Here is a 24,984-nt window from a genome sequence, read left to right as displayed (position 1 = left end):
GGGGGTCACCCCATTGCTTTAATGACGGCATCGCCCATGGCCGTGGTGCCGACCTTGGTGGTGCCCTCTTCGTAAATGTCGGCCGTGCGCAGGCCCTGGGCCAGCACCGACTTGACCGCCGCCTCGACGCGGTCGGCCTGCGCCGGTTTGTCCAGCGAATAGCGCAGCATCATCGCCGCCGACAGGATGGTGGCCAGCGGATTGGCGATGCCCTTGCCGGCGATGTCGGGCGCCGAGCCATGGCTGGGTTCGTACAGGCCCTTGCCCGACTCGTCTAGCGAGGCCGACGGCAGCATGCCGATCGAACCCGTCAGCATCGAAGCCTGGTCGGACAGGATGTCGCCGAACATATTGCCGGTCACGATCACGTCGAACTGCTTGGGCGCCCGCACCAGCTGCATCGCGGCGTTGTCGACGTACATGTGGCTGAGCTCGACGTCGGGATATTCCTTGGCGACATCGGTGACCACGTCTTTCCACAGCTGCGAGGTTTCCAGCACGTTGGATTTGTCGACGCTGCACAGCTTGCCGCGCCGCTTGCGCGCGGTCTCGAAGCCGATCTTGGCGATGCGGCGGATCTCGGGCTCGGCATAGCGCATGGTGTCGAAGCCCTCGCGCGCACCGGCGAAGACGCCGTCGGGCGCGGTGCGGATGCCGCGCGGCTGGCCGAAGTAGATGTCGCCGGTCAGCTCGCGGATGATGAGGATGTCGAGCCCGGACACCACCTCGGGCTTGAGCGACGAGGCATTGGCCAGCTCGGGGTACAGGATGGCCGGGCGCAGGTTGGCGAACAGGCCCAGCTGCTTGCGCAGCCCGAGGATGGCCTGCTCGGGCCGCAGCGCGCGCTCGAGCTTGTCGTATTTCCAGTCGCCCACCGAGCCGAACAGCACCGCGTCGGCCTTGCGCGCGAGGTCGAGCGTGGCCGGCGGCAGCGGGTGGCCGGCGGCATCGTAGGCCGCGCCGCCCACCGGCTGCTGCTCGATCGTGAACGATTCGCCCAGCGCGGTCAGCACGCGCACGGCCTGCTCGATGATTTCAGGGCCGATGCCGTCGCCCGGCAGCACTGCGATGAGTTGGGTCATGGTGACTGTCAGTGGAAAACGTGGAGTGCGAACGCGCGGCGGTTCAGGCGGCGGGGCCGGACAGCGCCTGCACGTCGAGCCACGGCAGGCTGGCCAGCCGCTGCTTTTCGAACGCGCGGATCTTGTCGGCCTTGCGCAGCGTGAGGCCGATGTCGTCGAGGCCGTTCTGCAGGCAGTACTTGCGGAAGGCGTCGATCGCGAACGGCACTTCGCGCCCGCCCGCGGCCACCACCACCTGGCGTTCCAGGTCGATCTTCAGCGTGTAGCCTTCCTTGGCCTCGACTTCCTGGAACAGGCGGTCGACCTCTTCTTCCGGCAGCACGATCGGCAACAGGCCGTTCTTGAAGCAGTTGTTGAAGAAGATGTCGGCATACGACGGCGCGATCACGGCGCGAAAGCCGTACTGCTGCAGCGCCCACGGCGCGTGCTCGCGGCTCGAGCCGCAGCCGAAATTCTTGCGCGACAGCAGGATCGACGCGCCCTGGTAGCGCGGCTGGTTCAGCACGAAGTCGGGGTTCAGCGGCCGCTTGCTGTTGTCCATGCCGGGCTGGCCTTCGTCCAGGTAGCGCCAGCTGTCGAACAGGTTGGGGCCGAAGCCGGTGCGGTAGATCGACTTCAGGAACTGCTTCGGGATGATCTGGTCGGTGTCGACGTTCTGGCGGTCGAGCGGGGCCACCAGGCCTTCGTGAACGGTAAACGCTTCCATGGCTATCCTTTATTCCTCATATCCCAGCTTCAATTCCCATACGGCTCGCACTGCCACAGGCCCAATCAGGACGCCGCCGATCCGGCTTCGCCGGTCGGCCAGCGTCGCCCCCCGGGGGGCGCGCGAAGCGCGTACGGGGGGGCTCATAACTTCCGGACGTCGACGAAATGGCCCGTGACCGCGGCGGCGGCGGCCATTGCCGGGCTGACCAGGTGGGTGCGCCCGCCGGCGCCCTGGCGGCCCTCGAAATTGCGGTTCGAGGTGGAGGCGCAGCGCTCGCCCGGCTCCAGGCGGTCGTCGTTCATCGCCAGGCACATCGAGCAGCCCGGGTCGCGCCATTCGAAGCCGGCCTCGAGGAAGATCTTGTCGAGCCCTTCCTGTTCGGCCTGCGACTTGACCAGGCCCGAGCCCGGCACCGCCAGCGCCAGTTTCACGTTCGGCGCCACGCGGCGGCCGCGCACCACGGCGGCGGCGGCGCGCAGGTCTTCGATGCGCGAATTGGTGCAGGAGCCGATGAACACCTTGTCGACCTTGATGTCGGTGATCGGCATGTCGGCCTGCAGGCCCATGTAGTCGAGCGCGCGCTGCACGCTGTCGCGGCGGATCTCGTCGCTTTCGCTGGCGGGATTGGGCACGCGGGCGCCGACCGGCAGCACCATCTCGGGCGAGGTGCCCCAGGTGACCTGCGGCTGGATCTCGGCGGCGTCGATCTCGACCACGCGGTCGAACTGCGCGCCTTCGTCGGAATGCAGCGTGCGCCAGTAGGCCACGGCCTGGTCCCAGGCGGCGCCGGCGGGCGCGTAGGTACGGCCGCGGAAGTAGTCGATGGTCTTGTCGTCGACCGCGACCAGGCCCACGCGCGCGCCGGCCTCGATCGCCATGTTGCACATGGTCATGCGGCCCTCGACCGACAGGCCGCGCACCGCGCTGCCGGCGAACTCGATCGCGTGGCCGGTGCCGCCGGCGGTGCCGATGCGGCCGATCACGTGCAGTACCAGATCCTTGGCGGTGCAGCCGGCGGGCAGTTCGCCCTCGACCCGCACCAGCATGTTCCTGCTCTTCTTCATGATGAGCGTTTGCGTGGCCAGCACGTGCTCGACCTCGGAGGTGCCGATGCCGAAGGCCAGCGCCGCCACCGCGCCGTGGGTGCTGGTGTGCGAGTCGCCGCAGACGATGGTCATGCCAGGCAGCGAGGCGCCCTGCTCGGGCCCGATCACGTGCACGATGCCCTGGCGATGGTCGTTCATCCGGAACTCGACGATGCCGTATTCGCTGCAGTTGGCGTCGAGCGTGTCGACCTGCAGCCTGGACACGGGATCTTCGATGCCGCCGGCGCGGTTGTGGGTGGGCACGTTGTGGTCGGCCACCGCCAGGTTGGCGTTGATGCGCCAGACGGGCCGGCCGGCCAGCTTGAGCCCTTCGAACGCCTGCGGGCTGGTGACTTCGTGCACCAGGTGGCGATCGATGTAGATCAGACAGGTGCCGTCTTCTTCCTGGTCGACGACATGGGCTTCCCACAGTTTGTCGTAGAGGGTCTTGGGGGTCTGGGCCATGGTTCCGGTCTAGGGGTGGTCCCACCCCCTACGCGCTTCGCGCGTCCCCCTCAAGGGGGCGGCACTGGCGGACCGGCAAAGCCGGACCCGCCGTGCCCTGGATCGGGGTGGCAGCATGTTGTATAGGGAGTCTTCGATTATGCCATAGGCGTGACAGGGCGGCGCGGAGGGCGCCTGCGGTGCGCGCTATTGGGCATATCCCCCCGGCCACGACACGAGCTGCCGGCTTTACGGTGCCCGGCAGCAGCCTGCTTCATGACACCGCAACCCTCGACCAGGTTGTCATTTGACAACCATACATATCGCCCATATCATTCCGGAGACACACGATGACACGACCCAGCCACTCCAAGAAGGAGGTCGAGGCGGCACTCCGGTACGCCGAAGGCCAAGGATGGCGGATCGAAACGTGCGAAGGCCACGCCTGGGGGCGCCTTTATTGCCCCTATGACGATGACGACTGCCGTTGCGGAGAATTCTGCATCGTCAGCGTATGGGGCACGCCGCGCAACGCCGGCAATCATGCCCGCGCGCTGCGGCGGGTCGTGGACCACTGCGCCGCGCATCGCAAGTTGCGCGAAATGCTCACCGTATTGGGGGGATAGCGATGGAATACACCTTTACCTTGAAGTACCAGCTGGCGGCCGATGACTGCGACGCCGACATGCTGGTCGAGCGCCTGGGTGCATCCGGTTGCGACGATGCCTTGGTGGGAATCGGGCTGCCGGGACGGCTCGCCCTGGAGTTCACCCGGGAAGCCGGGACCGCCGAGGCCGCCTTGCGCAGCGCGCTGGACGACGTGCGGCGCGCCGTGCCATCGGCCACGCTGATCGAAGCGGCGCCGGATCTGGTCGGCCTGACCGAGGTAGCCCGCATTGCCGGCGTTTCCAGGCAGAACATGCGCAAGCTGATGGTGGCCCACGCCAGCCGCTTCCCGGCGCCGATCCATGAAGGCAGCGCATCGATCTGGCATCTTGCCGACGTACTGGCCTGGCTGCAGGACGAGGCCGGATATGCCTTGCCGCAAGACGTATTGGAAACGGCCCGGGCCGCCTTGCAAATCAACGTAGCCAAGGAACAGCATCGGCTGACGGCCGCGCAGCCGGAGCGGCTGGCCGGCTGATGCCGGCGTGCCGCTTCCCTACCGCGGGTGATACAGCGGCAACACCTGCTGCGAAGCCTTCTGCAAATCGGCGATGCGCGACTCGGCCGACGGGTGGGTCGACAGCAGTTCGGGCGTGCCGCCGCCGCTGCTCAGCTTTTCCATCTTGGTCCACAGCGTGACGGCCGCGCGCGGATCGTAGCCGGCGCGCGCCGCCAGCTCCACGCCGATGCGGTCGGCCTCGGTTTCGTGCAGGCGGCTGTTGGGCAGGCCGAACATCACGTTGCTCAGCGTGCCGCCCAGGTCGGAGGCGGCCTGGCTGCCGGTAACCGCGGCCAGCACGCTCAGCCCGACGTTGGTGGCGACCTGCTGCGAGGCCTGCTCGCGCGCGTGTTCGCGCAGCGCGTGCGCGATCTCGTGGCCCAGCACGGCGGCCAGTTCGTCGTCGGTCGGCTTGACGGCGTCGAGCAGCCCCGTGTAGACGGCAATCTTGCCGCCCGGCATGCACCAGGCATTGACCTCGCTGCTGCCGATCACGTTGATTTCCCAGTTCCAGCGGGTGGCGTCGGGGCGGAACACGCCGACCTGGCCGATCAGGCGCTGCGCGATGTTGCGCACGCGGGTGGTCTGCGACGCATTGGGGTTGAGCTGCCCCTTGGTGCTGGCCTGCGACAACGTCTGCTGGTAGAGCCCGACCGCTTCCTGCTCGAGCTGGGCTTCCGATACCAGGCTCGACATGCGCTGGGTGCGGTCGATGCCGATCGTGCCCGCCTGGGTGGTGCTGACTGTTTCGCACGCCGCCAGCGCCCCGAGCGCCGCCAGCGACAGCAGGCCGGCCGCAATCCGGCCCGCGGCAGAAGGTTTCTTGTTGTTCATCGTTGTAGGAAAAAAGAAACGGACGCCCGCCCCATTCTGCCCGATCGGCCGCGGCGCCGGCACGCGGTCTTGTTACTGTCCTTGTCGCCGGGCGATGTCGGGCGTCTCGACCCGCACGTCGCCGCCCTGCGCGCGCTGGCGCAGCGCGTGGTCGGCCAGCACCAGCGCCAGCAGCGCCTCGGCGATGGGCGTGGCGCGGATGCCCACGCAAGGGTCGTGGCGGCCGAGGGTTTCGACCACGGTGGGCGCGCCCGACTTGTCGATCGAGCGGCGCGGGCTGCGAATGCTCGAGGTGGGCTTGATCGCCAGCGAGACCGTCACCGGCTGGCCGGTGGAGATGCCGCCCAGCACGCCGCCCGCGTTGTTCGACAGGAAACCGTCGGGCGTAAGCTCGTCGCCATGCTCGGTGCCGCGCTGTTCGATGCTGGCGAAGCCGGCGCCGATCTCCACGCCCTTGACCGCGTTCAGCCCCATCATCGCGTGCGCGATGTCGGCGTCGAGCCGGTCGTACAGCGGATCGCCCAGGCCTACCGGCACGCGCTCGGCCACCACTTCGATGCGGGCGCCGATCGAATCGCCGTCGCGCCGCAGCTGGTCCATGAAGGCTTCGAGTTCGGCCAGCTTCGATTCGCCCGGCGCGAAGAAGGGATTGTTCGGCACCGCGTCCCAGCTTTCGAACGGAATCCGGATCGGGCCGAGCTGGCTCATGTAGCCGCGCACCGTGGTGCCGTACTGCTGCGCCAGCCATTTGCGCGCCACCGCGCCGGCGGCCACCGTGGGCGCCGTCAGCCGCGCCGACGAACGCCCGCCGCCGCGCGGGTCGCGGATGCCGAACTTGTGCCAGTAGGTGTAGTCGGCATGGCCGGGGCGGAAGGTTTCGGCGATCGCGCTGTAGTCCTTGCTGCGGGCATCCTGGTTGCGGATGAGCAGCGCGATCGGGGTGCCGGTGGTGCGGCCCTGGTAGACGCCGGACAGGATTTCGACCCGGTCGGGTTCCTGGCGCTGCGTGACGTGGCGCGAGGTGCCGGGCCGCCGGCGATCGAGGTCGGCCTGGATGTCGGCCTCGGACAGCTCCATGCCGGGCGGGCAGCCGTCGATGACGCAGCCGACCGCCGGGCCATGCGATTCGCCGAAATTGGTGACGCGAAAGAGCGTGCCTAGGGTGCTGCCTGCCATGTGCGGGGCCTTGCGTGCCGGGATTGCGGGAACGGGATTATCGCATCCCACGGGCAGGGAGCGGCGCGCACCGCCCGGGTGCGGGCCTTCAGAACGGCGCGGAGCCTTCGGCCTCGCGCTGCTCGCCCGGCCAGTCGCGGATGTAGGCCTTGAGCATGCGGTTCTCGAAGCTCTGCGCTTCCAGCACGGCCTTGGCCACGTCGTAGAACGAGATCACGCCCAGCAGCATGCGGCCGTCCATTACCGGGATGTAGCGGGCGTGCTTGTCGAGCATCAGGCGCCGCACTTCGTTGACCTCGGTATTGGGCGACACCGTGACGGGGGCATCATCCATGATGGCGCGGATCGTGGTGTTGCCCAGCGCGCCGCCATTGGCGTGCAGGTGGCGGATGATTTCGCGGAAAGTGAGCATGCCCACCAGTTCGCCGAATTCCATCACCACCAGCGAGCCGATGTCGTGCGAGGCCATCGTCTCGACCACCTGCATGACCTGGGTGTCGGGGCTGGCGGTATACAGCGCATCGCCCTTGACGCGCAGGATTTCGCTGACTTTGATCATGGCTGTCTCCTCGGACGGGACGCCGAGAGTTGCCGGGATGGAACTCGGGGCTACTTTATCCTAGCGCCGTTGCGCCGCCGCATCAACCGGGCGGCGCCATCCGGTCTGCCGTGCGGCTCATCCGCCGGTGCGTGCCGTCCCCTGCGGCGCCGGCCTGATCGCACGCGCCGGCGTACCGGCCGGCGCCGGCAGTATCTGCGCGATCGTCAGCGTATCGTCGCGCCAGGCGGCGTCGACCGCCGCCATCAGATCGGGCGGCGCCTCGGCTGCCAGCGCCTTGCGGTCGATCAGCAGGCGGTCGAGCACCGGCGCCAGCGGCGCGGCGGCCGGATCGCATACCATCGCCCAGCGCTCGCGCGCCGAGCCGGCGTCGCCGATCCGCGCCACATAGCCGATCTCGGCCAGCGTTTCCAGCAGCGCCATCAACTCGTCGTGATGCAGATGCATGTGGCCGTGCAGCGCCCGCGTGGCCAGCCCCGGCGGCGTCTTGCAACGCGCCGCGGCCAGCGCGCGCAGCACCGCGATCGCATCGACCACGTGCGCGCCTACGTGCTTGCGCGTGCTCCAGCGCCCCATGCGGATCGACGGCAGGCTGGCCGCCAGCGTGGCGCCGAACAGCGTCACCAGCCATGACAGATAGACCCAGATCAGGAAGATCGGCAGCGTCGCGAAAGCGCCGTACAGCACGGTGTAGGTGGGAAAGCGCGACAGATAGAACGCGAAGCCCCCTTTCATCACCTCCAGCACCACCGCGGCCGCGAAACCGCCCACCGCCGCATCGCGCACCTCGACATGGCGGTTAGGCACCACAACGAACAGCGCGGCGAACGCCAGCCCGGTCAGCACCATCGGCACCAGCGACAGCACCAGCCCGACCGGGGCCGGCAGATCGGCCGCGCGCCCCAGCGATTCGCGCACCAGGAACGAGGTGGCCCACAGGCTGGCCCCCATCAATACGGGGCCGAGCGTGAGCGTTGCCCAGTAGATCAGCACGCGCTGCGCCAGCGGCCGCCCCTTGCGGACGTGCCAGATCTCGTTGAGCGCCTTGTCGATGGTCAGCATCAGCGAAACCGCCGTGATCATCAGGAACACGCCGCCGATCGCGGTCAGCCGCGACGCGCCCTGCGCGAACTGGTTCAAGTAACCCATGATGTTGTCGGCCACCGAGGGCGGCATCAGGTTCGACACCATGTAGCGCTCCAGCGCGCGCTGGAACTCCGCGAACAGCGGGAAGGCCGTGAACAGGGCCAGCGCCACCGCCAGCAGCGGCACCACCGACAATACCGAGGTGAAGGTCAGGCTCGACGCCACCTGGGCGATGCGCTCTTCGGCCGCGCGCGCCAGCGCGAACGCAAGCAGGCGGCCGATCCGGTGCGGCACGGACTCGCGCGCCAGCAGCCGGCGCTGCAGCGCCGCCCTGCCGGCCGCCAGGCTGCCGCGCGCGCGCACACGGGCGCCGTCGGCATGAGGGGTATCCGCATCGTGGTCTGTCATGACGGAAGAGGATAATACAGGCCCATGGATATTCTCATCTTGTACTACAGCCGCCGCGGTTCCACCCGCCGGCTGGCCGAACAGATCGCGCTCGGCGTCGAACGGGTGGCCGGCATGCAGGCGCGCGTGCGTACGGTGCCGCCGGTATCGGCCGTATGCGAGGCCGTCGCGCCCGCCATTCCGGACGACGGCCCGCCCTATGTGGAACTGGCCGACCTGGAACAGTGCGCCGGCCTGGCGCTGGGCTCGCCTACCCGCTTCGGCAACATGGCGGCGCCGATGAAGCATTTCATCGACGGCACCAGTTCGCTGTGGCTGTCGGGCGCGCTGGCGGGCAAGCCGGCAGCGGTGTTCACCTCCACCGGCTCGATGCACGGCGGCCAGGAAAGCACGCTGCTGTCGATGATGCTGCCGCTGCTGCATCACGGCATGCTGTTGCTGGGCCTGCCGTTTTCCGAACCCGCGCTGATGGGCACCCAGGCCGGCGGTTCGCCCTACGGCGCCACCCACGTGGCCGGGGTCGACGACAGCCGCGCCTTCAGCGCCGACGAAAACCGCCTGGCGCAGGCGCTCGGCACCCGCCTGGCCCGCACGGCGCAGGCGCTGTCCGCGCTGCGGCCCGACGGGCGGGGCTGATGCCATGGCCGATCCCGTAGAACTCAACCCCCGCCTGCGGCTGGCCGCCTCGGCCTCGCTGATCGCGCTGATCCTGCTCTGCCTGGCCTGGGAAATCTTCCTGGCGCCGCTGCGGCCCGGCGGTTCGCTGCTGTTCCTGAAGGCGGTCCCGCTGGCGCTGCCGCTGCGCGGCATCCTGCGCGGCCGGCTGTATACCTACCAGTGGGCCTCGATGCTTGTGCTGCTGTATCTGATGGAAGGCGTGGTGCGCGCCACGTCCGACCCCGGCTTCTCGGCCCGGGTGGCCTGGGTCGAAGTACTGCTGTCGGCGGTGTTCTTCTTCTCGGCCATCCTCTACGTGCATCCGGCCAAACGAGCCGCCAAGGCGGCAAAGGCCGCCCGCGCCGGCGCGGCACCACCGGGTTGAAAGGCCAAGCCGCCATGACGCTCCTCGCCGAACTCGCCGCTGCCATCGGCCCGGACCACGTCCTGGCCGGCCCCGCCGGCGCCCCCTTCCTGACCGACTGGCGCCGCCGCTACACCGGCCGCGCGGCCGCCGTGGTGCGGCCTGCCAGCACGGCCGAGGTGGCGCGCGTGGTCGGCATCTGCCTGCGCCACGGCGCGCCGATGGTGCCGCAGGGCGGCAACACCGGGCTGGCCGGCGGCGCCACGCCGGACGACAGCGGCCGCGCGGTGGTGATCTCGCTCGCGCGCATGAACCGGATCCGCGCGGTGGACCCGCTCAACGACACCCTGGTGGCCGAAGCCGGCTGCGTGCTGCAGGCCGTGCAGGACGCAGCCCGCCAGGCCGGCCGCCTGTTCCCGCTGAGCCTGGCCTCAGAAGGCAGCTGCACCATCGGCGGCAACCTGTCGACCAACGCCGGCGGAACGCAGGTGCTGCGCTACGGCAACGCGCGCGAACTGGCGCTGGGCCTGGAAGTCGTCACGCCCGACGGCGAGATATGGAACGGCTTGCGCGGGCTGCGCAAGGACAACACCGGCTACCACCTGCGCGACCTGTACCTGGGCGCCGAAGGCACGCTGGGCATCATCACCGCGGCCACGCTGCGGCTGTTCCCGCTGCCGGCGGCGCAATGCGTGGCGCTGGCCGCGCTCGGCACGCTGGACGACGCGCTGGCCCTGCTGGCCCGGGCCCGCTCCGGCTTCGACGCCGCCCTCACCGCGTTCGAGATCATGTCCGGCGCCAGCCTGGACGTCGTCGTGCGTGCCTTCCCGCGGCAGCGCGTGCCGCTGGCGCCGGCGCCCTGGTATGCCCTGCTGGAACTGTCCGACAGCGAAGGAGAGGCCCATGCGCGCGAACGCTTCGAACGCGTGCTGACGGCCGCGCTCGACGACGGCGTGGTGCGCGACGTCGCGATCGCCGAAAGCCTGGCGCAGGGCAAGGCGCTGTGGCATTTGCGCGAGAGCATTTCGGAAGCGCAGGCGGCCGAGGGCAAGAACATCAAGCACGACATCGCCGTGCCCACCTCGGCCATCCCCGCCTTCGTCGCCGCCACCGACGCCCTGCTGGAACGCTGGCTGCCCGGCGTGCGGCACGTCACCTTCGGCCACCTGGGCGACGGCAACCTCCACTACAACGTGAGCCGCCCCGAATCGATGCCCGAGGCCGGGTTCCTGGCCCGCCAGGACCAGGTCTACCGGCTGGTGCACGACAGCGTGCAGGCCCACGGCGGCTCGATCAGCGCCGAGCACGGCATCGGCCAGCTGCGGCGCGACGAACTGCCGCGCTACAAAAGCCCGGTGGAAATGGCGCTGATGCGGCGCCTGAAACAGGCGCTGGACCCGCGCGGCCTGATGAATCCCGGAAAGGTGTTGCCCCCCCCTGCGCGCTTCGCGCGCCCCCCGGGGGGCGACGCTGGCGGACCGGCGAAGCCGGATCCGCGGCGTCCTGGATAGGAACGTCGCTGTCGATCGGTGGAGCGTATGGGGGACGTTGTTGTTAGCCGATGCGGCGCATGGGAGGGGCTTTGCGGGCCGGCGAGCCGCCGGCTTCGTCGGGCAGCGCGGAATCGTCGGGCACGCTTTCGAATTCCACGCCCAGCGACTCGAACACCTGCATGGCCAGCGCCCGGCACATGCTGTTGAGCTGGGGCGGCAGGCGGGCCGGGATGCGGTCTTGCAGCAGCAGTTTGGAAGAGGCCATGACCGGGACGGGGTCGAGGATGCGGTGACGGTAGCGGTCCATCAGCGACTGCACCGAGGCGTCGGCCGCCTTGCGCGCCCAGGCGTTGGTGGGCCATTGCGACGGCACCGCCCATGCCGCCGGCAGCCATTCGAGGTCGCGCAGCACGGTGCGGATGTCTTCGTGCGAATCGCGGAACGGCAGCAGCACCATGTCGGCCAGGTTCGCCAGCTGGCTGTCCATGTCGGAACGGTTGCCGCCGCCGTCGATCACGCCGAACCAGTCGTCCACCTCGTTCAGCGTGGTGACCACGCGCGACAGGTTGTCGTGGCTGCGCGCATCGAACGGCAGGTAGCGCCGCCCTTCCTTGGCCAGGCGTTCGCGTTCGATGTCGGTCAGCACGCAGACCACGCGCTTGCCGAGCAGGCCCATGCCGTGCGCGATCATGTGCGACAGCGTGGTCTTTCCGGTTCCACCTTTGTTGCCCAGCACGCAAACGATCTGCGCCATCGAATCCCCCTTGCCCGTGGCGCGGATGTGCGCCGATTTTCGTCAGCCTCCTGCCAGTATCGGCAGCGCGGCGCGGGAATAAAGGGCGAATACGACGGTTTTGCCGGGGCAATCCCGCGCCTCAGGCCGCCCGGCGCTGAGGCGCGGCCTGCAATTCGGCCCAGGCGCGCTCGATCAGCGCCGGGTCGTTGCCGGCCAGCAGCCGGCTGTCGGACAGGGTGCGGCGCCAGCGCCGCGCGCCTTCGCGCGCGCCGACCAGTCCCAGCATATGCCGCGCCACGGCCCGCAGCGGCACGCCGGCGGCGACCTGGCGGCGAGCGTAGGCGGCCATGGCCTGCACCACGTCGTCGTCGGACGGCATGGGCGTGCCGGGCCACAGCAGCGCAGTCAGTTCGGACAGGATGCGCGGCCGATGGTAGGCCTCGCGGCCGATCATCACGCCATCGAGCGCCAAGCCGCCGGCCGGGCGCATGGCCGCCAGCGCCTGCCCGGCATCGGCCAGCCCGCCGTTGAGCACGATGGCGGCATCTGGAAAATCCCGCTTGAGCCAGCCCGCCACCTCGTAGCGCAGCGGCGGGATCTCGCGGTTTTCCTTGGGCGACAGGCCTTTGAGCACCGCGTTGCGCGCATGCACGATGAAGGTCCGGCAGCCCGCCGCGTACAGCGTGCCGACGAAATCGCGGACGAAATCGTAGGATTGTTCGTAATCGAGCCCGATCCGGTGCTTGACCGTGACCGGCACGTCGACGGCGTCCTGCATCGCCTTCACGCAATCGGCCACCAGCGCCGGATCGGCCATCAGGCAGGCGCCGAAGGCCCCCCGCTGCACGCGGTCCGATGGACAGCCGCAGTTCAGGTTGATCTCGTCATAGCCCCAGCGCCGCCCGACGCGGGCCGCCTGCGCCAGCGCCAGCGGCTCGTTGCCGCCCAGCTGCAGCGCGACCGGGTGCTCGGCGGCGTCGAAATCCAGATGGCGCGCGGCATCGCCGTACAGGATCGCGCCGGTGGCGATCATCTCGGTGTACAGGCGGGCGCGCGGCGACATCAGGCGGTGGAAGAACCGGCAATGGCGGTCCGTCCAGTCGATCATCGGGGCGACGGATAGGAATCGATCCTTCGTGTTCAATATGCTGTCGTCAGTTGCTGTATGCCGTTGCCGGCACGGGGCGGCGGCATGGAAAGCCGCCATGCCAACCCCGAATTTTCTCACAACCGCCGTCTACCAGCGACGAGCCAATCCCGGAATGTCCACCCGTGCGGCCAGAATGCTGCCCGAATGCGCCTCGGTAATGAAAAGCGTGCGGCGATCGGGACCGCCGAATGCCAGGTTGGTGGTCAGGTCGCCCACCGGAGACTCGATCCGCAGCACCGGTTCCCCCTTGGCATCGAACACCCATACCACCCCGAGCCCGACGTGGGCCACGGCCAGCCCGCCGGATTCGTCGATGGCGATGCCATCGGGCCCCTGGCCGCCCGAAAGGGTGATGAACGCCGAGACCTTGGTCGATCCGCCGTCCACCATGAGCGGGCAGCGCCAGATCGAATTGGCCCGCGTCATGCCCACGTACAAGGTGTTTTCGTCGGGACTGAGCACGACGCCGTTCGGCCCCGGCCCATTGCGGATGAGCACGTGCTGCGTCATGTCCGGGTCGAGCCGGTAGACGCGCCCGGTAGGGTCGCTCATATCCGAGAAGCCGGTCTCGGTGAAATACACCTCGCCGGATTGCCCGATGCACAAATCGTTCAGGCCGCGGTAGCCCTCGGCATAGCGGCGCGGGGCCACGGCGGCGACTTCGCCGGTCTTGAAGTCGATCTGGATCAGCCCACGCAGCTGGTCGGTCACGCGAGCCAGGCCATTGGCCAGGATCTTCATGCCGGTGGGCTCGCCCTCGTATTGGACGGCCAGCTCGACCTGCCCGCCGGGCGTTACGCGAAAGATCCGGCCGAACGGAATGTCGGCCACGTAGAGATTGCCGTCGGGCCCGAAAGCCGGGCCTTCGAGGAAGCTGTGCGCCTCCCGCGGCTGCCCCCGCTGCCCTGCCCGGCGGCTCGACGGCACGCCCTTCCTGCGGAACGCTTCGGGAAGCGTGGCGAAGACTTCTGCGCGAACGGTCCTGTACCCGGCCATGTTCACTGCTCCAGCTTGATGCCGGCCTGCTCGGCGATCGCGGTCCACTTGACCATGTCCGACTGCACGATCTTGCCCAGCGTGTCGCGCGGCCTGCCGTCGGCGGTCATGGCCCGCGCCGGCAACGTGGCGCGCACTTCGGGCAGCGCCATGATGTCTGCGATCTGCCGGTTCAGCGCGTCGAGGATGGCGACAGGCGTTCCCTTGGGCGCGAACAGGGCCTGCCACGAGCCGACGTCCGCCAGATCGGGAAAGCCGGATTCGATCGCCGTGGCCACGTCGGGCAAGGGTTGCAGGCGGCTCGGCCCGGCCACCGCCATGACGTTGACCTTGTCGGCCACCGCCATCGGAATGACGGCGCCGGGGTCGGTGAACAGGATGTCGATGTCGCCCCGCGCCAGCGCCGTGATGGCGGGGCCCACGCCGGTGTAGGGAACGTGCACGCCTTTGAGATCGTGGCGCAGGAAAAAATTCTCGGTCTCGAGCTGCAATTGGCTGCCGATGCCGATCGATCCGTAGGTCAGCTTGCCGGGCTTGCTGCGGGCATAGTCGACCATGTCGCGCAGCGTCTTCAGGCCGGATTGCTTGCTGGAGGCAAAGCACCAGTAGGACGTGACCATATTGCCCACGGGCTCGAAATCCGCGATGGCATCGTAGGCGACCTTCATCGTCACGGGTGTCGTGGTGAAGCTGCGGTTGGTCACCAGCAAGGTGTAGCCGTCCGCGGGCGACCGGGCCACCGCGGCAGCGGCGATCGCGCCGCCGGCCCCTACCCTGTTTTCCACCACGAAAGGCTGCCCCATGCGGGACTGGAGTTTTTCTCCGATCAGGCGGCCGAAAAAGTCGGTGGCGCCGCCGGGCGCGAAGGCCACCATGAGCTTGACCGGCTTGGTCGGATACGCGGGGGCCTGGGCGCGGGCGGCGGGCACTGCCGCGCTGGCGCCGAGGGCGAGAATGGCGAGGATCTTGTTTGCAGTCAGCATGTTTGTCTCCGTCGTTTTCGTTTGGGAAAGGACTGCGCTGCCTTGCTATGGCACCTGGATCGACATCAAGGGGATGAATTGCTGGCCTCCGTGCATATCGCCATCGCCCGGGTCGCCCTGGGGAATGGGGCGCGGAATGCTGAACTTGAAGGCCAGCGCGTTTTCGCACTCGAAAAAGCGCACGATGGAAGGATCGCAGCGGTAGAGGGAGGCGAACGAGGCCACGTTCAGCACGCCGGCGTCCCGTACGCGCTGGAAATCCCGCTTGCTGTCGAACACGATGTCGAAGGTCAAAATGAAAGGGCCCGCGTTCTTGCTCCGGATGAGCCGCGCGATCTCGCTCAGAGGCTGTGTCATGCCGTTGCTCCTACCTGTTGAATGCGCGTGCGGAACATCTCGGCCTTGGTGCGGGGCACGGCAACGTGGTTGAGGTTGAATCTCCAGACCGGGCCGCGTTCGATCTCGGCCGGGTTGTGCAGGCAGGCAAACCCGGTAATCGATCCCCGCCATTCGGGAATGGTCTGGTGCAGCAGCGGCTGGCGCGCGAATTTGGCGATGGCAGTCGCGAATTCCTGCGTGGGTGCCGTCGCTTCGAGCACGATGCCGACTTCGTGCGGCGGCACCGCGGCCACGGGCTCGAGCTTGCCCATGATGGCGTTGCGCCCGTATATATGGAAGGTGAGGGAATAGTCGCCGGGCTTGAGCTGGTCGCCCAGCAGCTGGGCCACCGAGGCGTGGGTGCTCTGTTCGATCTTGCCGAGCCAGTCGTCGAGCTGCCGGATGATGTAAGGGTCGCGCACGCCGCCGATGACGATGCTCTGGTATCCCGCCAGCGCGGCGCCTTCGAGCTTTACCGTGTACTGCTCGGCGGGCGCGAACAGGCTGCCGGTGACCCTGACCCCCTGATTCTCCGCCTCGAAATACTGCGCCTGGCTGAGGTCGAGCATGCCCGAGGCCTCTTTGTGCAGGTAAGGGTCGCCGTTCTCGTACAGGCTGTGGGCGGCGATACTCTGCGGCGTGCAGGGGCTGTCGGCGCATGCGCGGATGATGAATTCATCGCGCCGCACCGTGCCGCACAATACGCCCCGGCCGGGCTGCGTGCAGGCCTGGGTGCCGCATTCGGCCACCTTGCCTGCGTGCCAGGCGAGCCCTTCGGGAAATCCGAGCATGATGGGCATGGCGGCATACAAGGCCGGATCGCTGCAACGGCCGGCCAGGATCAGGTCGACGTTTTCTTTCAACGCCTCCTGCAGCGGTTCGACGCCCATCATGCCCACCACCCGGGTGCTGCGCCGGAAAGTGCCCGAATCGATTTCCGGCGCGGCATACAGGGCGCGGATGCGCTCTTCACCATGCAAGCGGGTCAGGTAGTCCTTGTCCTGCTCGGAAAAAATCGTGGCGACTTTCAGCCGCATGGCGTGCTCGGCGGCAATCTCGCCCGCCAGCTCGAGCATGAGCTCCACGTGCACGTCGGCGCCGGCTGTGCCCGATGAGCCGATAAGCACCGGGACCTTCACCTTCTGCGCCGCCTGCAGAACGATCTCCAGATCGCGTTTCAACGCGCTTCTCGTATATGCGGTCTTGCCGCTGCCGAGAAAAAACGCCCCCGCATCGGTGGTGCCCGCGTCCGCCGCGATGAAGTGGGGCTTGTGGGCCAGCGCCATCGTCAGCCAGTCTTCCGCCACGCCCGAGCCTAGCGAGCCCGTGGCGGCGATGAATCGAATTTCATCCATGTCGTCCTCTTCCAGTACGAGAGCGCCGAGGAACGCCCTCATGTCGTTGTCGATGCGGCCTGTGGCCGGCCGCATGGCGACACGGATTCTTCGCTTCGTACATATTGATGTCAATCTTGATAGAATCCATCAATATGAAAGACGACAAGCAAGCCGAATACGTCAGCGCGGAAGAAGCCGCCGACCTGCTGGGCGTATCCGTGCCCACCCTGTATGCGTACGTCAGCCGCAAGGGCCTGCGCTCGCGGGCCGTGCCCGGGTCGCGCAAGCGCAGGTACTGGCGGCCCGATCTGGAACGGCTGGCGCGGGGCGAAGGAGCGGCCGCCCCGCCCGAGGAAACGCTGCGGCACGAAAGCGCGATCACATTGATTACCGAGAACGGCCCGTACTACCGGGGCCAGAGCGCGGTGGCGCTTGCCGAGTCTGCCTCGTTCGAGGATGTGGCCAGCCTGCTGTGGGAATGCGACGCGCAAGACGTCTTCACCGCCGACATGGTCCGCATGCCGGGCCAATCGCAAGCGCTGGCGGGCCTGCTGGAGGACTATGCCGGCGTGGACCGCGCCACCGCGCTATTCCTGCTGCTCGAGGCCAACGATCCCCGCTCGTTCGACCTGACCCCCCAGGGGATGGCCCGCACCGGTGCCCAGATCCTGCGCTGGCTGGCCGCCATCCTGCTCAAGCAGGCGCAGCCGGAGGTCATGCCGATCCAGGCATTCGTGGCCAAGGTCCTGCGGCTGCCCGGCGACCATGCGGACCTGGTCCGCCGCGTCCTGATCCTGGCGGCCGACCACGGCTTCGAGCCCGCGGCCTTCGCCGTGCGGGCCGTCGCCAGCACCGGCGTGACGCCCTGGCGCTCGGTGGCGACCGGGCTGACGGTCACCACCGGGCGCCGCAGCAAGCTAGGCCGTTTCGACGCCGTGCGCAGGCTGCTGGTCGATATCGTCGAAAGCCGGGATCCTTCGCAAACCATTCTGCGGCGCGTGCGCGAAGGGGCCTCCCTGCCGGGCTTCGGAACGCCGATGTATGCCACCAGCGACCCGCGCGGCAAGGCGCTGCTGGCGGCCTGTGCCCGGGTGTTCGAGAACGATGAGGAACACCGGCGGCTGGTCACGGCCATCCAGGTGGCGCGCGAAGCCGCGAAGATCGAGCCCGACTTCAATCTCGCGCTGATGTTCATCGCGCGCAAGATCGGCCTGCCGGCGTGGGATTCGCTGTTGCTGGTCGGCCGCTCGGCCGGGTGGATCGCGCATGCCATCGAGCAGTACGCAGCCGGAGAAACCACGCACCAGGAAGGCGTCTACAAGGGACCGCTGCCGGAATAGGAAGACGCGTTGCGAATACATGACGCCGGCTGCGGCCGCCGCATCACGTTAACAATTTATCGTTTTTGATCTCAGTCGGTAACGCATACCATCTACCCACCTTTTGCGCTTGCCTTCCTCGCCGCCCGCCATGTCCTCCCGGTATCGCTTGCTCCGTGCAGCCGCGCTCGCGGCCCTGCTCGCCGCCGCCCTTATGCGTCCCGCGGCCGCGCAGCAGGAGAACGCCGTCGCCATAGCCCCGGCCCCCCGGCCAGCCGACGACCGCTGGGCCGCCAGCATCGCGGAATTCGCGCAGGCCGACGCCGCCCACGCGCCGACGCCCGGCGGCGTGCTGTTCGTCGGCAGTTCCTCGATCCGGCTGTGGACCGACCTGGAAACCGAGTTCCAGGCGCTGCCGGTGGTCATCAAGCGCGGCTTCGGCGGTTCGCGCATGCTGGACTGTACGGCCTACCTGAAGAAGATCGTCACGCCGTACAAGCCGAGGCTGGTGCTGGTCTACGCCGGCGACAACGACTTGGCCGAGGGCCGTTCGCCCGAAGACGTGCTGCGCAGCTTCCGCGGCTTCGTCGAAGGCGTGCGCGCCGAACTGCCGGACACCCGCATCGGCTATATCTCGATCAAGCCCAGCCCGCTGCGCGAGGCGCTGCTGCCGCAGATCCGCGCAACCAATGCGCTGATCGAGGCGTATGCCGAGACAGTCCACAACCTGGACTTCATCGACGTCTTCGGCCCCATGCTGGACGCGCGCGGGCTGCCGCGGCCGGAACTGTTCCGCGAGGATAGGCTGCACCTGAACGCCGACGGCTACGCGCTCTGGAAGCGCGTCATTTCCGCGCACCTTCCCTGAGGCACGGCGGCGGCGCGGGCGCCGCCGGCGGCAGGCCCTCCTCCGCGCCCCGCGGCCGCGCCGCCCGCGCCTTGGCCCGGCGGCCGCGCTCGGGCGCGGCCAACGTCACCTTGGCGACCAGCCACATCAGCAGCAGGCTGGCGCCGAACATCGCCAGGTCGATCCACAGCGGCCGCGTGGGCTCGGCCTCGCCCATCAGCGCCAGCGCGAGCAATACCACCACCAGGTGCGCGCAGAACACCGGCAGCGAAGCGGCGCCGAGCGTTTCCAGCGCATGGATGCGCGGCACATGGCCGCGCATCCACGGCGCGAATCTCACCACCAGCACCAGCAGCGCGAAGAAGTCGAGCAGGCGCATGGGCCCCAGGCGCCATTTGTCGAACAACAGATTGACCGGGTCGCCCAGTTCGAAGGGCTCCTGTCCGGTCAGGTGGCGCCAGACGAAATAGAACGGCGCCACCACCAGCGCCACGCCGACCGTCCACGGCGGGAACGTCACCTGCCGGCCACTGGCGTGGGTCGATCCCAGCCATAAACCGAGGACCCACAGCAGTTGCCAGGCGAAGGTCTCGAACGCGCCGGTCTCGCGCCACGGCACCGGCAGGCCGGTGAGCTGCGCCAGGCCTTGGTACAGCAGTTCGGAAATGCCGAACTGCGAAGCCAGCCACAGCACGCCGCTGGCGATCATCGTGCCCCGCCAGCCGCGCTGCATCGCGTGCGCGAGCACCCAGGGGCTCAGCAGCATGAAGGTGACGTACAGCGGCAGGATGTCGAGCAGCGGCGGGTTGTAGATCAACAGCAGCCCGGCCCACAGCGCCGTGAACGGCTCGGCCAGGTAGAACGACATCAGGTTGCGGGCCGCCGGGTGGTCGAAGGTGATGCCCAGCGCCGCGATGATGGTGAACAGGAACAGCAGCGACGCGGCCTGGCACAGGTAGATCACCAGCGCCCGGCGCAGGAAGGCGCGCCGCATCGCCGGGATGCCGTCGCGCAGCCCGTACTGCGTATAGATGCGGCCGGCCATGTAGGCCGACAGCATCACGAAGCCTTCGGCCGCCGACACGAAGCCGAAGGGCTGGCCGGTCGGGATCGCGAACTGCGTAGGCAGGTGGGTCGACAGCATCAGGACCAGCATGAGCCCGCGCAGCGCGTCCAGTTCCCACAGGCGGCCGTGGCGGGCGGGCGCGGCCATCACATCCTCGCCCCGCCGGGCGCCGGGCATTGCCGTGCCGGCGGATCGACGCGGGCCTGGGCGGCGCGCCGCCGCCGCGCCGCGCGCAGTTCGGCCGCGCCGTACAGCACCGCGGCCAGCGCCAGCGGGAACAGGTAGTAGAGCGCGCGATAGGCCAATAGCGCGGCCAGGATTTCGTGCACCGGCACCTGGTCGCCCAGCAGCGCCACGAACACCGCCTCGGTCACGCCCAGGCCGGCCGGCACGTGGGCCAGCACGCCGGCGATGGCGCTGACCATCAGCGTGCCGGTGACCGCAGCCAGCGGCGCCTGGCGGTGCAGCAGCAGGTGGATCATGAACGCCATCAGCATCCAGTTGCATACCGCCATCGTCAGTTGCGTCAGCGCCATGCGCGTTCCGGGCAGCTCGAAGCGGTGGCCTCGCAGCACCCAGTTGCGACGCCGCGCCGACGCGCACAGCGCGACGTAGGCCGCCGCCACCGCCATCAGCAGCACGCCGGCCGCCTGCATGGCGGCGGGGCGGATGTGCCAGCCGGGCGGCAGCTCCACCTGGCCGGACGCGAACATGGCCCCGGCCAGCAACAGGAAGCCGAGCCAGTTCGACAGCACGCTCAAGGCGTAGACCCGGCCCACGGTGCCGGGGTCCAGCCCGAAACGCGTGTACAGCCGGAACCGGAATCCGAGCCCGCCGACGATCACGCCCAGGTTCAACGTAAAGGCATAGCTGATCAGGGCCACCAGCATCACCTGCATGCGCGACAGCGTGTGCCGGGTATAGGCCCGGCCCAGCAGGTCGAACGCGCTGAACAGCAGGTAGCTGGCGGCGGCCACGGCGGCGGCCGCCGCCAGCGTCGGCGCGCGATAGGCCTGGACCGCCTGTCCGACCTGTTCCCAGTCGATGGTGCGGACCCGGTTGACGACCAGCGCCGCCACCAGCAGCAGGAAGGCGGCCGACAGCCCGTGCTTGACCCAGCCGCGCCAACGGCCGCCACGCGCGCCCTTCGTGTCCGCGCCGGGCTCCAGGATGGGCGGCCCGGTGCTGTGCGCCGGAGCCGGCGCCGCTGCGGCGGTAGACTCGGCGGACGTCGCCGATGCGACAGCGGAGGCCGCCTTGGCCCGCTCGGGAGAGCCGTTGCCGGCAGCAGCCTGCTCCCGCTCCACCGGCGACGGTTCGGTATCGGCCGTTTCCGCCTCTGCCTGCGCCGGCGGCGGCACGGTCGCCAGCCGCGGCGTATGCGCCGGCAGCCAGCCCGCCCACGCCGGGAAGCGGCGCAGGCAGTGGAACACCGCCACGCCCACCGTGGCCCGCCACACGCGGCTGCGGCGCACGCGTTCGGGCCGCACCTCGGTGCAATGATTCGCGATCAGCGCCTGCAAGCGCTCGCGCAATTGCCGGTTGAAGTCGCGGTCGCGGATCACCACGTTCGCTTCCAGGTTCAGCGACAGGCTCAGCGGATCCAGGTTGCTCGACCCGACGGTGGCCCAATCGTCGTCGGCCAGCGCCACCTTGCCGTGCAGCGGCCGCTCGCAGTATTCGAAGATGCGCACGCCGGCGTCCAGCAGGTAGTCGTGCAGCAGCCGCGCTCCGGTCTTGACGATCGGCATGTCGGGCTCGCCCTGCAGGATCAGCGTCACCTTCACCCCGCGCCGCGCGGCGCGGCGCAGGTCGCGCAGCAGCCGATAGCCGGGGAAGAAATAGGCGTTGGCGATGATCAGCTCGTGGCGCGCGGCGCGGATCGCGATGCGGTAGTGCTGCTCGATGTCGGTGCGGTGGCGTTCGTTGTCGCGAATCACGAACAGGGCCTGGGCGCCGCCGGCCGGCGCCGGTCCCGCCGAAGCGTCCGGCTGGCTGCCGCGCCGCGCGCCCCTGCGCGGCGGCGGCCCGTCGAACACCCGCAGGCAGAACGCGTGGATGACGGCGACGATCGGGCCGCGCGCCTCCACCGCATAGTCCTGCTTGGCGCGCGGCCCGAAGTCCGCCAGGTGATCGGCCGAAAAATTGATGCCGCCGATGAAGGCCACCTCGCCGTCCACCACCAGCAGCTTGCGGTGCATGCGGCGGAACACATTGGTCCGCATGCCGAGCAGACGGGGGCGTGGATCGAACACGTGCAACTGCACGCCGGCCTCGGCCAGCGCGGCCACGAACGGGTCCGACAGGTCGCACGACCCGTAGCCGTCCACCAGCACGCTGACGCGCACCCCGCGCCGCGCAGCCGCCAGCAGTTCCTGTTGCAGCCGGCGGCCGACCTTGTCCTCGAACAGGATGAAGGTTTCGAGCAGGACCTCGCGCTGCGCCTGGCCGATGGCCTCGAATACGCGGGGGAAGAATTCCTCGCCGTTTTCGAGCAGCGTGAAACGGTTGCCGGGAATCCAGGACGAAGCGCGCGCGCTCACAGCAGCACCTCCGCCGCCAGCGGCGCGTGATCCGACAGGTGCGACCAGGGCCGCGACGACAGCACGATGGGCTGGTGGACGCGCACGTTGCGCACGTAGATGCGATCGAGCGCCAGCAGCGGCCAGCGCGCGGGAAAGGTGCGCGCGAAGCGGCCGTTGGCGGCGACGAAGACTTCGCGCAGGCCGGCGCAGCGCTGCAGGATGTCGTTGGCGCGCCGGCGCCAGTCGTTGAAGTCGCCCGCGATCACCAGCGGCGCGTCGGCCGGCAGCTCGTGCACCATCTTGCACAGCATGTCGAGCTGCTGCCGGCGATGCGCTTCCGCCAGTCCCAGGTGGACGCAGATGGCGTGGATCTCGGCATACGGCGCCGGCGCCTTGAGCACGCAATGCAGCAGGCCGCGCCGCTCGGGGCCGCGGATCGACGCGTCGCGGTTCTCGAAGCGCAGGATGGGGAATTTCGACAGCAGCGCGTTGCCGTGATGGCCGTCGGGATAGACGGCATTGCGGCCGTAGGCGTAGTCGCTCCAGATCGAGTCGGCCAGGAACTCGTACTGCGACATCTGCGGCCAGTTGCTGAAACGCGCGGCGTGGCGATCGTGCGTGCCCAGTACTTCCTGCAGGAACACGATGTCGGCCCCGACGCCGCGCACGGCGTCCCGCAGTTCATGCAAGATGAACTTGCGATTGAAAAAAGTAAAGCCCTTGTGGGTATTGACGGTAAGAATTTTCAGCTTGAGATGCGGGGTTATCGCGGTCATGGCCTCGCTCGGTCGGATCCACGCCCCCGATCCGAGCAATTAGCATGCCCCGCCACAGCGCGTCGTCACCATCTGCGCTGACCTACCCAGGACGCCGCGGATCCGGCTCCGCCGTCCGCCAGCATCACTCCTCGGACGGCGCGCGAAGCGCGTAGGGGGTCATCTTAACGGCTGCCAGCGCCTGCCGTCGCGGGCCAGCAATTCGATGGCCTGCTCCGGTCCATGGCTGCCTGCCTCGTATTCGTAGATGCGCCCCTCGCCGTCGGCCCACGCATCCTGGAAGGGCAGCACGGCCTTCCAGGCCAGCTCGATGTCGGCAGCACGCTGGAACAGCGTGGCATCGCCCGTCATGCAGTCGTAGATCAGGGTTTCGTAGCCGGTACTGGGGGCGACCTGGAAGTGGTCGGCGTAGCGGAAATCCATGCTGACCGGCCGTGTGCGGATGCGCGGCCCGGGCACCTTGGCCTCGAAATGGAAGAACAGGCCTTCGTCGGGCTGGATCTGCAGCACCAGCGTATTGGCCGGCGGCTTGTCGGAGGCGCTGCGCCGGAACAGCATGTGGCCGGCGTCCTTGAATCGGATCACGATCTGCGTGGTGCGGCGCGCCAGCGCCTTGCCGGTGCGCAGGTAGAACGGCACGCCGGCCCAGCGCCAGTTGTCGATCGACAGCTTGAGCGCCACATAGGTTTCGGTATGGCTGTCGGGCGCCACGCCCTCTTCCTCGCGGTAGCCGCGCACCAGGCGGCCATTGACGTAGCCGGCGCGGTACTGGCCGCGCACGCTGTTGGCCAGCGCCTGGTCGGGCGTCTGGGCGTGGATGGCCTCGAGCAGCTTTTCCTTTTCGGTGCGCACGGCGTCGGCGGCGAAGGAATTGGGCGGCTCCATCGCCACCATCGCCAGCAGCTGGAACAGATGGTTCGGCACCATGTCGCGCAGCGCGCCGGTCTGCTCGTAGAAGGCCGAGCGGCGTTCGACGCCGATCGATTCGGCGGCGGTAATCTGGATGTGGTCGATGTACTGCCGGTTCCAGTTGCTTTCGAATACGCTGTTGGCAAAGCGCGAGACCATGATGTTCTGCACGGTCTCCTTGCCCAGGAAGTGGTCGATGCGGAAGATCTGGCTTTCGTCGGCCACGCGCAGGATGCTCTGGTTCAATTCGCGTGCCGAGGGCAGGTCGCGCCCGAACGGCTTTTCGATCACGATGCGGCGCCAGCGCGGGCCGCCCTGCTCCAGCAGCCCGGCGGCCGACAGGCGGCTGACCACCGGCTCGAAATAGCCCGGCGAAACCGCCAGGTAGAACACGGCCGAGCCGCCGGTGGCCGGCCGCTCGAGCCGCTGCGCGAGCGCACGGTAGGTGGCGGCGTCTTCGAAATCGCCCACCAGGTAGAAGGTGCGCGACAGCAGGTTGCGCCAGATGCCGGCGTCGAAAGACGGCCCGCCTTCCGCGTGCGGCGGATGCAATTCTTCCATCATCTGGTCCAGGCAGCCGCGGAACTGGTTGTCGTCCCATGGCCGGTGGCCGATGCCCAGCACGCTGAAATCGTCGTGCAGCAGGCCATCGCGGGTCAGGTTGTACAGCGCGGGCATCAGCAAGCGCCGGGTCAGGTCGCCGGTCGCGCCGAAGATCACGAACGTGCAGGGCGGCGCCACGGGGGCCTGCCTGCGCCGCATGTCGGTTCGTAGGTTCTGAGTGGACTCCATGCCGCTTCGACTCCATCGCGGGGGCAAGACTCCGATTATTGCCCCCCTGATACGGCATCGCAACACGAAGCGACCAGCGCCGGACCGCCGGTGCGACACGCCATCGTG

24 protein-coding genes and 1 pseudogene are annotated in these 24,984 nt (G+C 68.7%); 7 read left to right on the top strand and 18 right to left on the bottom strand.

The features are described from left to right. Nucleotides 1-5: 5 nt before the first annotated feature. The 3 genes from leuB to leuC all read right to left on the bottom strand — a co-directional run bounded on the left by leuB (nt 6) and on the right by leuC (nt 3,341). Nucleotides 6-1,082, bottom strand: coding sequence for a 3-isopropylmalate dehydrogenase (gene leuB / locus ABD927_RS07405; RefSeq protein ID WP_345247858.1), 1,077 nt, complete (start codon nt 1,080-1,082; stop codon nt 6-8). 43 nt (nt 1,083-1,125) lie between these two features. After that, nucleotides 1,126-1,788: a 3-isopropylmalate dehydratase small subunit gene (gene leuD / locus ABD927_RS07400; RefSeq protein ID WP_345247856.1), complete on the bottom strand. Its 663-nt coding sequence runs from the start codon at nt 1,786-1,788 to the stop codon at nt 1,126-1,128. 143 nt (nt 1,789-1,931) lie between these two features. Then, nucleotides 1,932-3,341, bottom strand: coding sequence for a 3-isopropylmalate dehydratase large subunit (leuC, locus tag ABD927_RS07395; protein ID WP_345247854.1), 1,410 nt, complete (start codon nt 3,339-3,341; stop codon nt 1,932-1,934). Nucleotides 3,342-3,670: 329 nt separating this feature from the next. Between leuC and ABD927_RS07390 the strand changes: the two genes are divergently transcribed. Continuing rightward, on the top strand, nt 3,671-3,946 hold the full coding sequence (locus ABD927_RS07390) for a hypothetical protein (protein WP_345247852.1): 276 nt from the start codon (nt 3,671-3,673) through the stop codon (nt 3,944-3,946). Between the two features lie 2 nt (nt 3,947-3,948). After that, the gene (locus ABD927_RS07385; protein WP_345247850.1) at nt 3,949-4,464 is read left to right on the top strand and encodes a helix-turn-helix transcriptional regulator; all 516 of its coding nucleotides are present in this window, start codon (nt 3,949-3,951) and stop codon (nt 4,462-4,464) included. An 18-nt stretch (nt 4,465-4,482) separates the two neighbouring features. On the opposite strand, the gene ABD927_RS07380 is transcribed toward ABD927_RS07385, so the two are convergent. From ABD927_RS07380 to ABD927_RS07365, 4 genes are all read right to left on the bottom strand, one after another. Then, nucleotides 4,483-5,319: a M48 family metallopeptidase gene (locus ABD927_RS07380; protein ID WP_345247848.1), complete on the bottom strand. Its 837-nt coding sequence runs from the start codon at nt 5,317-5,319 to the stop codon at nt 4,483-4,485. A gap of 72 nt (nt 5,320-5,391) precedes the next feature. Next, the gene (gene aroC, locus ABD927_RS07375; protein WP_345247846.1) at nt 5,392-6,495 is read right to left on the bottom strand and encodes a chorismate synthase; all 1,104 of its coding nucleotides are present in this window, start codon (nt 6,493-6,495) and stop codon (nt 5,392-5,394) included. An 88-nt stretch (nt 6,496-6,583) separates the two neighbouring features. Further along, nucleotides 6,584-7,054 (bottom strand): CBS domain-containing protein, encoded by a 471-nt coding sequence (locus tag ABD927_RS07370; RefSeq protein WP_345247844.1) that lies wholly within the window; start codon nt 7,052-7,054, stop codon nt 6,584-6,586. A 117-nt stretch (nt 7,055-7,171) separates the two neighbouring features. Further along, nucleotides 7,172-8,548: a YihY family inner membrane protein gene (locus ABD927_RS07365; RefSeq protein ID WP_345247842.1), complete on the bottom strand. Its 1,377-nt coding sequence runs from the start codon at nt 8,546-8,548 to the stop codon at nt 7,172-7,174. 24 nt (nt 8,549-8,572) lie between these two features. On the opposite strand from ABD927_RS07365, the gene wrbA reads away from it, so the two are divergent. Genes wrbA through ABD927_RS07350 form a run of 3 tightly spaced genes read left to right on the top strand, consistent with a single transcriptional unit; the run spans nt 8,573 to nt 11,080 of the window. Next, nucleotides 8,573-9,184, top strand: a complete 612-nt coding sequence (gene wrbA / locus ABD927_RS07360; RefSeq protein WP_345247840.1) for an NAD(P)H:quinone oxidoreductase — start codon at nt 8,573-8,575, stop codon at nt 9,182-9,184. Between the two features lie 4 nt (nt 9,185-9,188). Further along, nucleotides 9,189-9,590 carry a DUF2069 domain-containing protein gene (locus ABD927_RS07355; protein ID WP_345247838.1) on the top strand — a complete coding sequence of 134 codons (402 nt, stop codon included), beginning with the start codon at nt 9,189-9,191 and terminating at the stop codon, nt 9,588-9,590. A 14-nt stretch (nt 9,591-9,604) separates the two neighbouring features. Next, on the top strand, nt 9,605-11,080 hold the full coding sequence (locus ABD927_RS07350; RefSeq protein ID WP_345247836.1) for an FAD-binding oxidoreductase: 1,476 nt from the start codon (nt 9,605-9,607) through the stop codon (nt 11,078-11,080). Nucleotides 11,081-11,123: 43 nt separating this feature from the next. On the opposite strand, the gene ABD927_RS07345 is transcribed toward ABD927_RS07350, so the two are convergent. From ABD927_RS07345 to ABD927_RS07320, 6 genes are all read right to left on the bottom strand, one after another. After that, on the bottom strand, nt 11,124-11,816 hold the full coding sequence (locus ABD927_RS07345; RefSeq protein ID WP_345247834.1) for a hypothetical protein: 693 nt from the start codon (nt 11,814-11,816) through the stop codon (nt 11,124-11,126). A gap of 121 nt (nt 11,817-11,937) precedes the next feature. Next, nucleotides 11,938-12,942 (bottom strand): tRNA dihydrouridine(20/20a) synthase DusA, encoded by a 1,005-nt coding sequence (dusA, locus tag ABD927_RS07340; protein ID WP_425570205.1) that lies wholly within the window; start codon nt 12,940-12,942, stop codon nt 11,938-11,940. 93 nt (nt 12,943-13,035) lie between these two features. Continuing rightward, nucleotides 13,036-13,944, bottom strand: a complete 909-nt coding sequence (locus tag ABD927_RS07335) for an SMP-30/gluconolactonase/LRE family protein (RefSeq protein ID WP_345247831.1) — start codon at nt 13,942-13,944, stop codon at nt 13,036-13,038. Nucleotides 13,945-13,946: 2 nt separating this feature from the next. Then, nucleotides 13,947-14,927: a Bug family tripartite tricarboxylate transporter substrate binding protein gene (locus ABD927_RS07330; protein ID WP_345247829.1), complete on the bottom strand. Its 981-nt coding sequence runs from the start codon at nt 14,925-14,927 to the stop codon at nt 13,947-13,949. A gap of 45 nt (nt 14,928-14,972) precedes the next feature. Continuing rightward, nucleotides 14,973-15,284 (bottom strand): DUF4387 domain-containing protein, encoded by a 312-nt coding sequence (locus ABD927_RS07325; RefSeq protein WP_345247827.1) that lies wholly within the window; start codon nt 15,282-15,284, stop codon nt 14,973-14,975. Further along, nucleotides 15,281-16,660, bottom strand: coding sequence for an acyclic terpene utilization AtuA family protein (locus ABD927_RS07320; protein ID WP_345247826.1), 1,380 nt, complete (start codon nt 16,658-16,660; stop codon nt 15,281-15,283). Before ABD927_RS07320 ends, ABD927_RS07325 begins: the two co-directional genes overlap by 4 nt. Before the next feature lie 134 nt (nt 16,661-16,794). Here ABD927_RS07320 and ABD927_RS07315 point away from each other — a divergent pair, with 134 nt between their 5' ends. Together ABD927_RS07315 and ABD927_RS07310 are read left to right on the top strand one after the other, a co-directional pair. Then, entirely contained in the window at nt 16,795-17,982 is a 1,188-nt protein-coding gene (locus ABD927_RS07315) for a citrate synthase (RefSeq protein ID WP_345247825.1), read from the top strand. Nucleotides 17,983-18,175: 193 nt separating this feature from the next. After that, nucleotides 18,176-18,829, top strand: coding sequence for an SGNH/GDSL hydrolase family protein (locus ABD927_RS07310; RefSeq protein ID WP_345247823.1), 654 nt, complete (start codon nt 18,176-18,178; stop codon nt 18,827-18,829). Here ABD927_RS07310 and opgC read toward each other — a convergent pair. The 5 genes and pseudogenes from opgC to zwf all read right to left on the bottom strand — a co-directional run bounded on the left by opgC (nt 18,807) and on the right by zwf (nt 24,876). Further along, nucleotides 18,807-20,021 carry an OpgC domain-containing protein gene (opgC, locus tag ABD927_RS07305; RefSeq protein ID WP_345247821.1) on the bottom strand — a complete coding sequence of 405 codons (1,215 nt, stop codon included), beginning with the start codon at nt 20,019-20,021 and terminating at the stop codon, nt 18,807-18,809. The two genes, ABD927_RS07310 and opgC, sit on opposite strands and share 23 nt — an antisense overlap. Then, entirely contained in the window at nt 20,021-20,953 is a 933-nt protein-coding gene (locus ABD927_RS07300; RefSeq protein ID WP_345247915.1) for a lysylphosphatidylglycerol synthase domain-containing protein, read from the bottom strand. The genes opgC and ABD927_RS07300 overlap by 1 nt, the downstream gene beginning before the upstream one ends. Nucleotides 20,954-21,184: 231 nt before the next feature. Then, a pseudogene (gene clsB, locus ABD927_RS07295) lies at nt 21,185-22,417 on the bottom strand (cardiolipin synthase ClsB); the annotation flags it as partial. After that, complete coding sequence (locus ABD927_RS07290) at nt 22,414-23,175, bottom strand: endonuclease/exonuclease/phosphatase family protein (RefSeq protein WP_345247820.1); 762 nt, start codon at nt 23,173-23,175, stop codon at nt 22,414-22,416. The gene ABD927_RS07290 and the pseudogene clsB, both read right to left, overlap by 4 nt. Nucleotides 23,176-23,334: 159 nt before the next feature. Further along, nucleotides 23,335-24,876, bottom strand: a complete 1,542-nt coding sequence (gene zwf, locus ABD927_RS07285) for a glucose-6-phosphate dehydrogenase (RefSeq protein ID WP_345247818.1) — start codon at nt 24,874-24,876, stop codon at nt 23,335-23,337. Nucleotides 24,877-24,984: the final 108 nt, after the last annotated feature.

It is taken from the genome of Pigmentiphaga soli, assembly GCF_039541095.1.
In the GTDB taxonomy this organism is placed as follows: Bacteria; Pseudomonadota; Gammaproteobacteria; order Burkholderiales; family Burkholderiaceae_B; genus Pigmentiphaga; species Pigmentiphaga soli.
Note: the sequence above shows the minus strand (reverse complement) of the source record. Positions and strands in the feature narration are given on the sequence as shown.

Bases quoted from the DNA above. Each gene is read 5' to 3' on its own strand.
- leuB (WP_345247858.1), bottom strand. From the start codon at position 1,082: ATGACCCAACTCATCGCAGTGCTGCCGGGCGACGGCATCGGCCCTGAA.
- leuD (WP_345247856.1), bottom strand. From the start codon at position 1,788: ATGGAAGCGTTTACCGTTCACGAAGGCCTGGTGGCCCCGCTCGACCGC.
- leuC (WP_345247854.1), bottom strand. From the start codon at position 3,341: ATGGCCCAGACCCCCAAGACCCTCTACGACAAACTGTGGGAAGCCCAT.
- ABD927_RS07390 (WP_345247852.1), top strand. From the start codon at position 3,671: ATGACACGACCCAGCCACTCCAAGAAGGAGGTCGAGGCGGCACTCCGG.
- ABD927_RS07385 (WP_345247850.1), top strand. From the start codon at position 3,949: ATGGAATACACCTTTACCTTGAAGTACCAGCTGGCGGCCGATGACTGC.
- ABD927_RS07380 (WP_345247848.1), bottom strand. From the start codon at position 5,319: ATGAACAACAAGAAACCTTCTGCCGCGGGCCGGATTGCGGCCGGCCTG.
- aroC (WP_345247846.1), bottom strand. From the start codon at position 6,495: ATGGCAGGCAGCACCCTAGGCACGCTCTTTCGCGTCACCAATTTCGGC.
- ABD927_RS07370 (WP_345247844.1), bottom strand. From the start codon at position 7,054: ATGATCAAAGTCAGCGAAATCCTGCGCGTCAAGGGCGATGCGCTGTAT.
- ABD927_RS07365 (WP_345247842.1), bottom strand. From the start codon at position 8,548: ATGACAGACCACGATGCGGATACCCCTCATGCCGACGGCGCCCGTGTG.
- wrbA (WP_345247840.1), top strand. From the start codon at position 8,573: ATGGATATTCTCATCTTGTACTACAGCCGCCGCGGTTCCACCCGCCGG.
- ABD927_RS07355 (WP_345247838.1), top strand. From the start codon at position 9,189: ATGGCCGATCCCGTAGAACTCAACCCCCGCCTGCGGCTGGCCGCCTCG.
- ABD927_RS07350 (WP_345247836.1), top strand. From the start codon at position 9,605: ATGACGCTCCTCGCCGAACTCGCCGCTGCCATCGGCCCGGACCACGTC.
- ABD927_RS07345 (WP_345247834.1), bottom strand. From the start codon at position 11,816: ATGGCGCAGATCGTTTGCGTGCTGGGCAACAAAGGTGGAACCGGAAAG.
- ABD927_RS07335 (WP_345247831.1), bottom strand. From the start codon at position 13,944: ATGGCCGGGTACAGGACCGTTCGCGCAGAAGTCTTCGCCACGCTTCCC.
- ABD927_RS07330 (WP_345247829.1), bottom strand. From the start codon at position 14,927: ATGCTGACTGCAAACAAGATCCTCGCCATTCTCGCCCTCGGCGCCAGC.
- ABD927_RS07325 (WP_345247827.1), bottom strand. From the start codon at position 15,284: ATGACACAGCCTCTGAGCGAGATCGCGCGGCTCATCCGGAGCAAGAAC.
- ABD927_RS07320 (WP_345247826.1), bottom strand. From the start codon at position 16,660: ATGGATGAAATTCGATTCATCGCCGCCACGGGCTCGCTAGGCTCGGGC.
- ABD927_RS07315 (WP_345247825.1), top strand. From the start codon at position 16,795: ATGAAAGACGACAAGCAAGCCGAATACGTCAGCGCGGAAGAAGCCGCC.
- ABD927_RS07310 (WP_345247823.1), top strand. From the start codon at position 18,176: ATGCGTCCCGCGGCCGCGCAGCAGGAGAACGCCGTCGCCATAGCCCCG.
- opgC (WP_345247821.1), bottom strand. From the start codon at position 20,021: ATGGCCGCGCCCGCCCGCCACGGCCGCCTGTGGGAACTGGACGCGCTG.
- ABD927_RS07290 (WP_345247820.1), bottom strand. From the start codon at position 23,175: ATGACCGCGATAACCCCGCATCTCAAGCTGAAAATTCTTACCGTCAAT.
- zwf (WP_345247818.1), bottom strand. From the start codon at position 24,876: ATGGAGTCCACTCAGAACCTACGAACCGACATGCGGCGCAGGCAGGCC.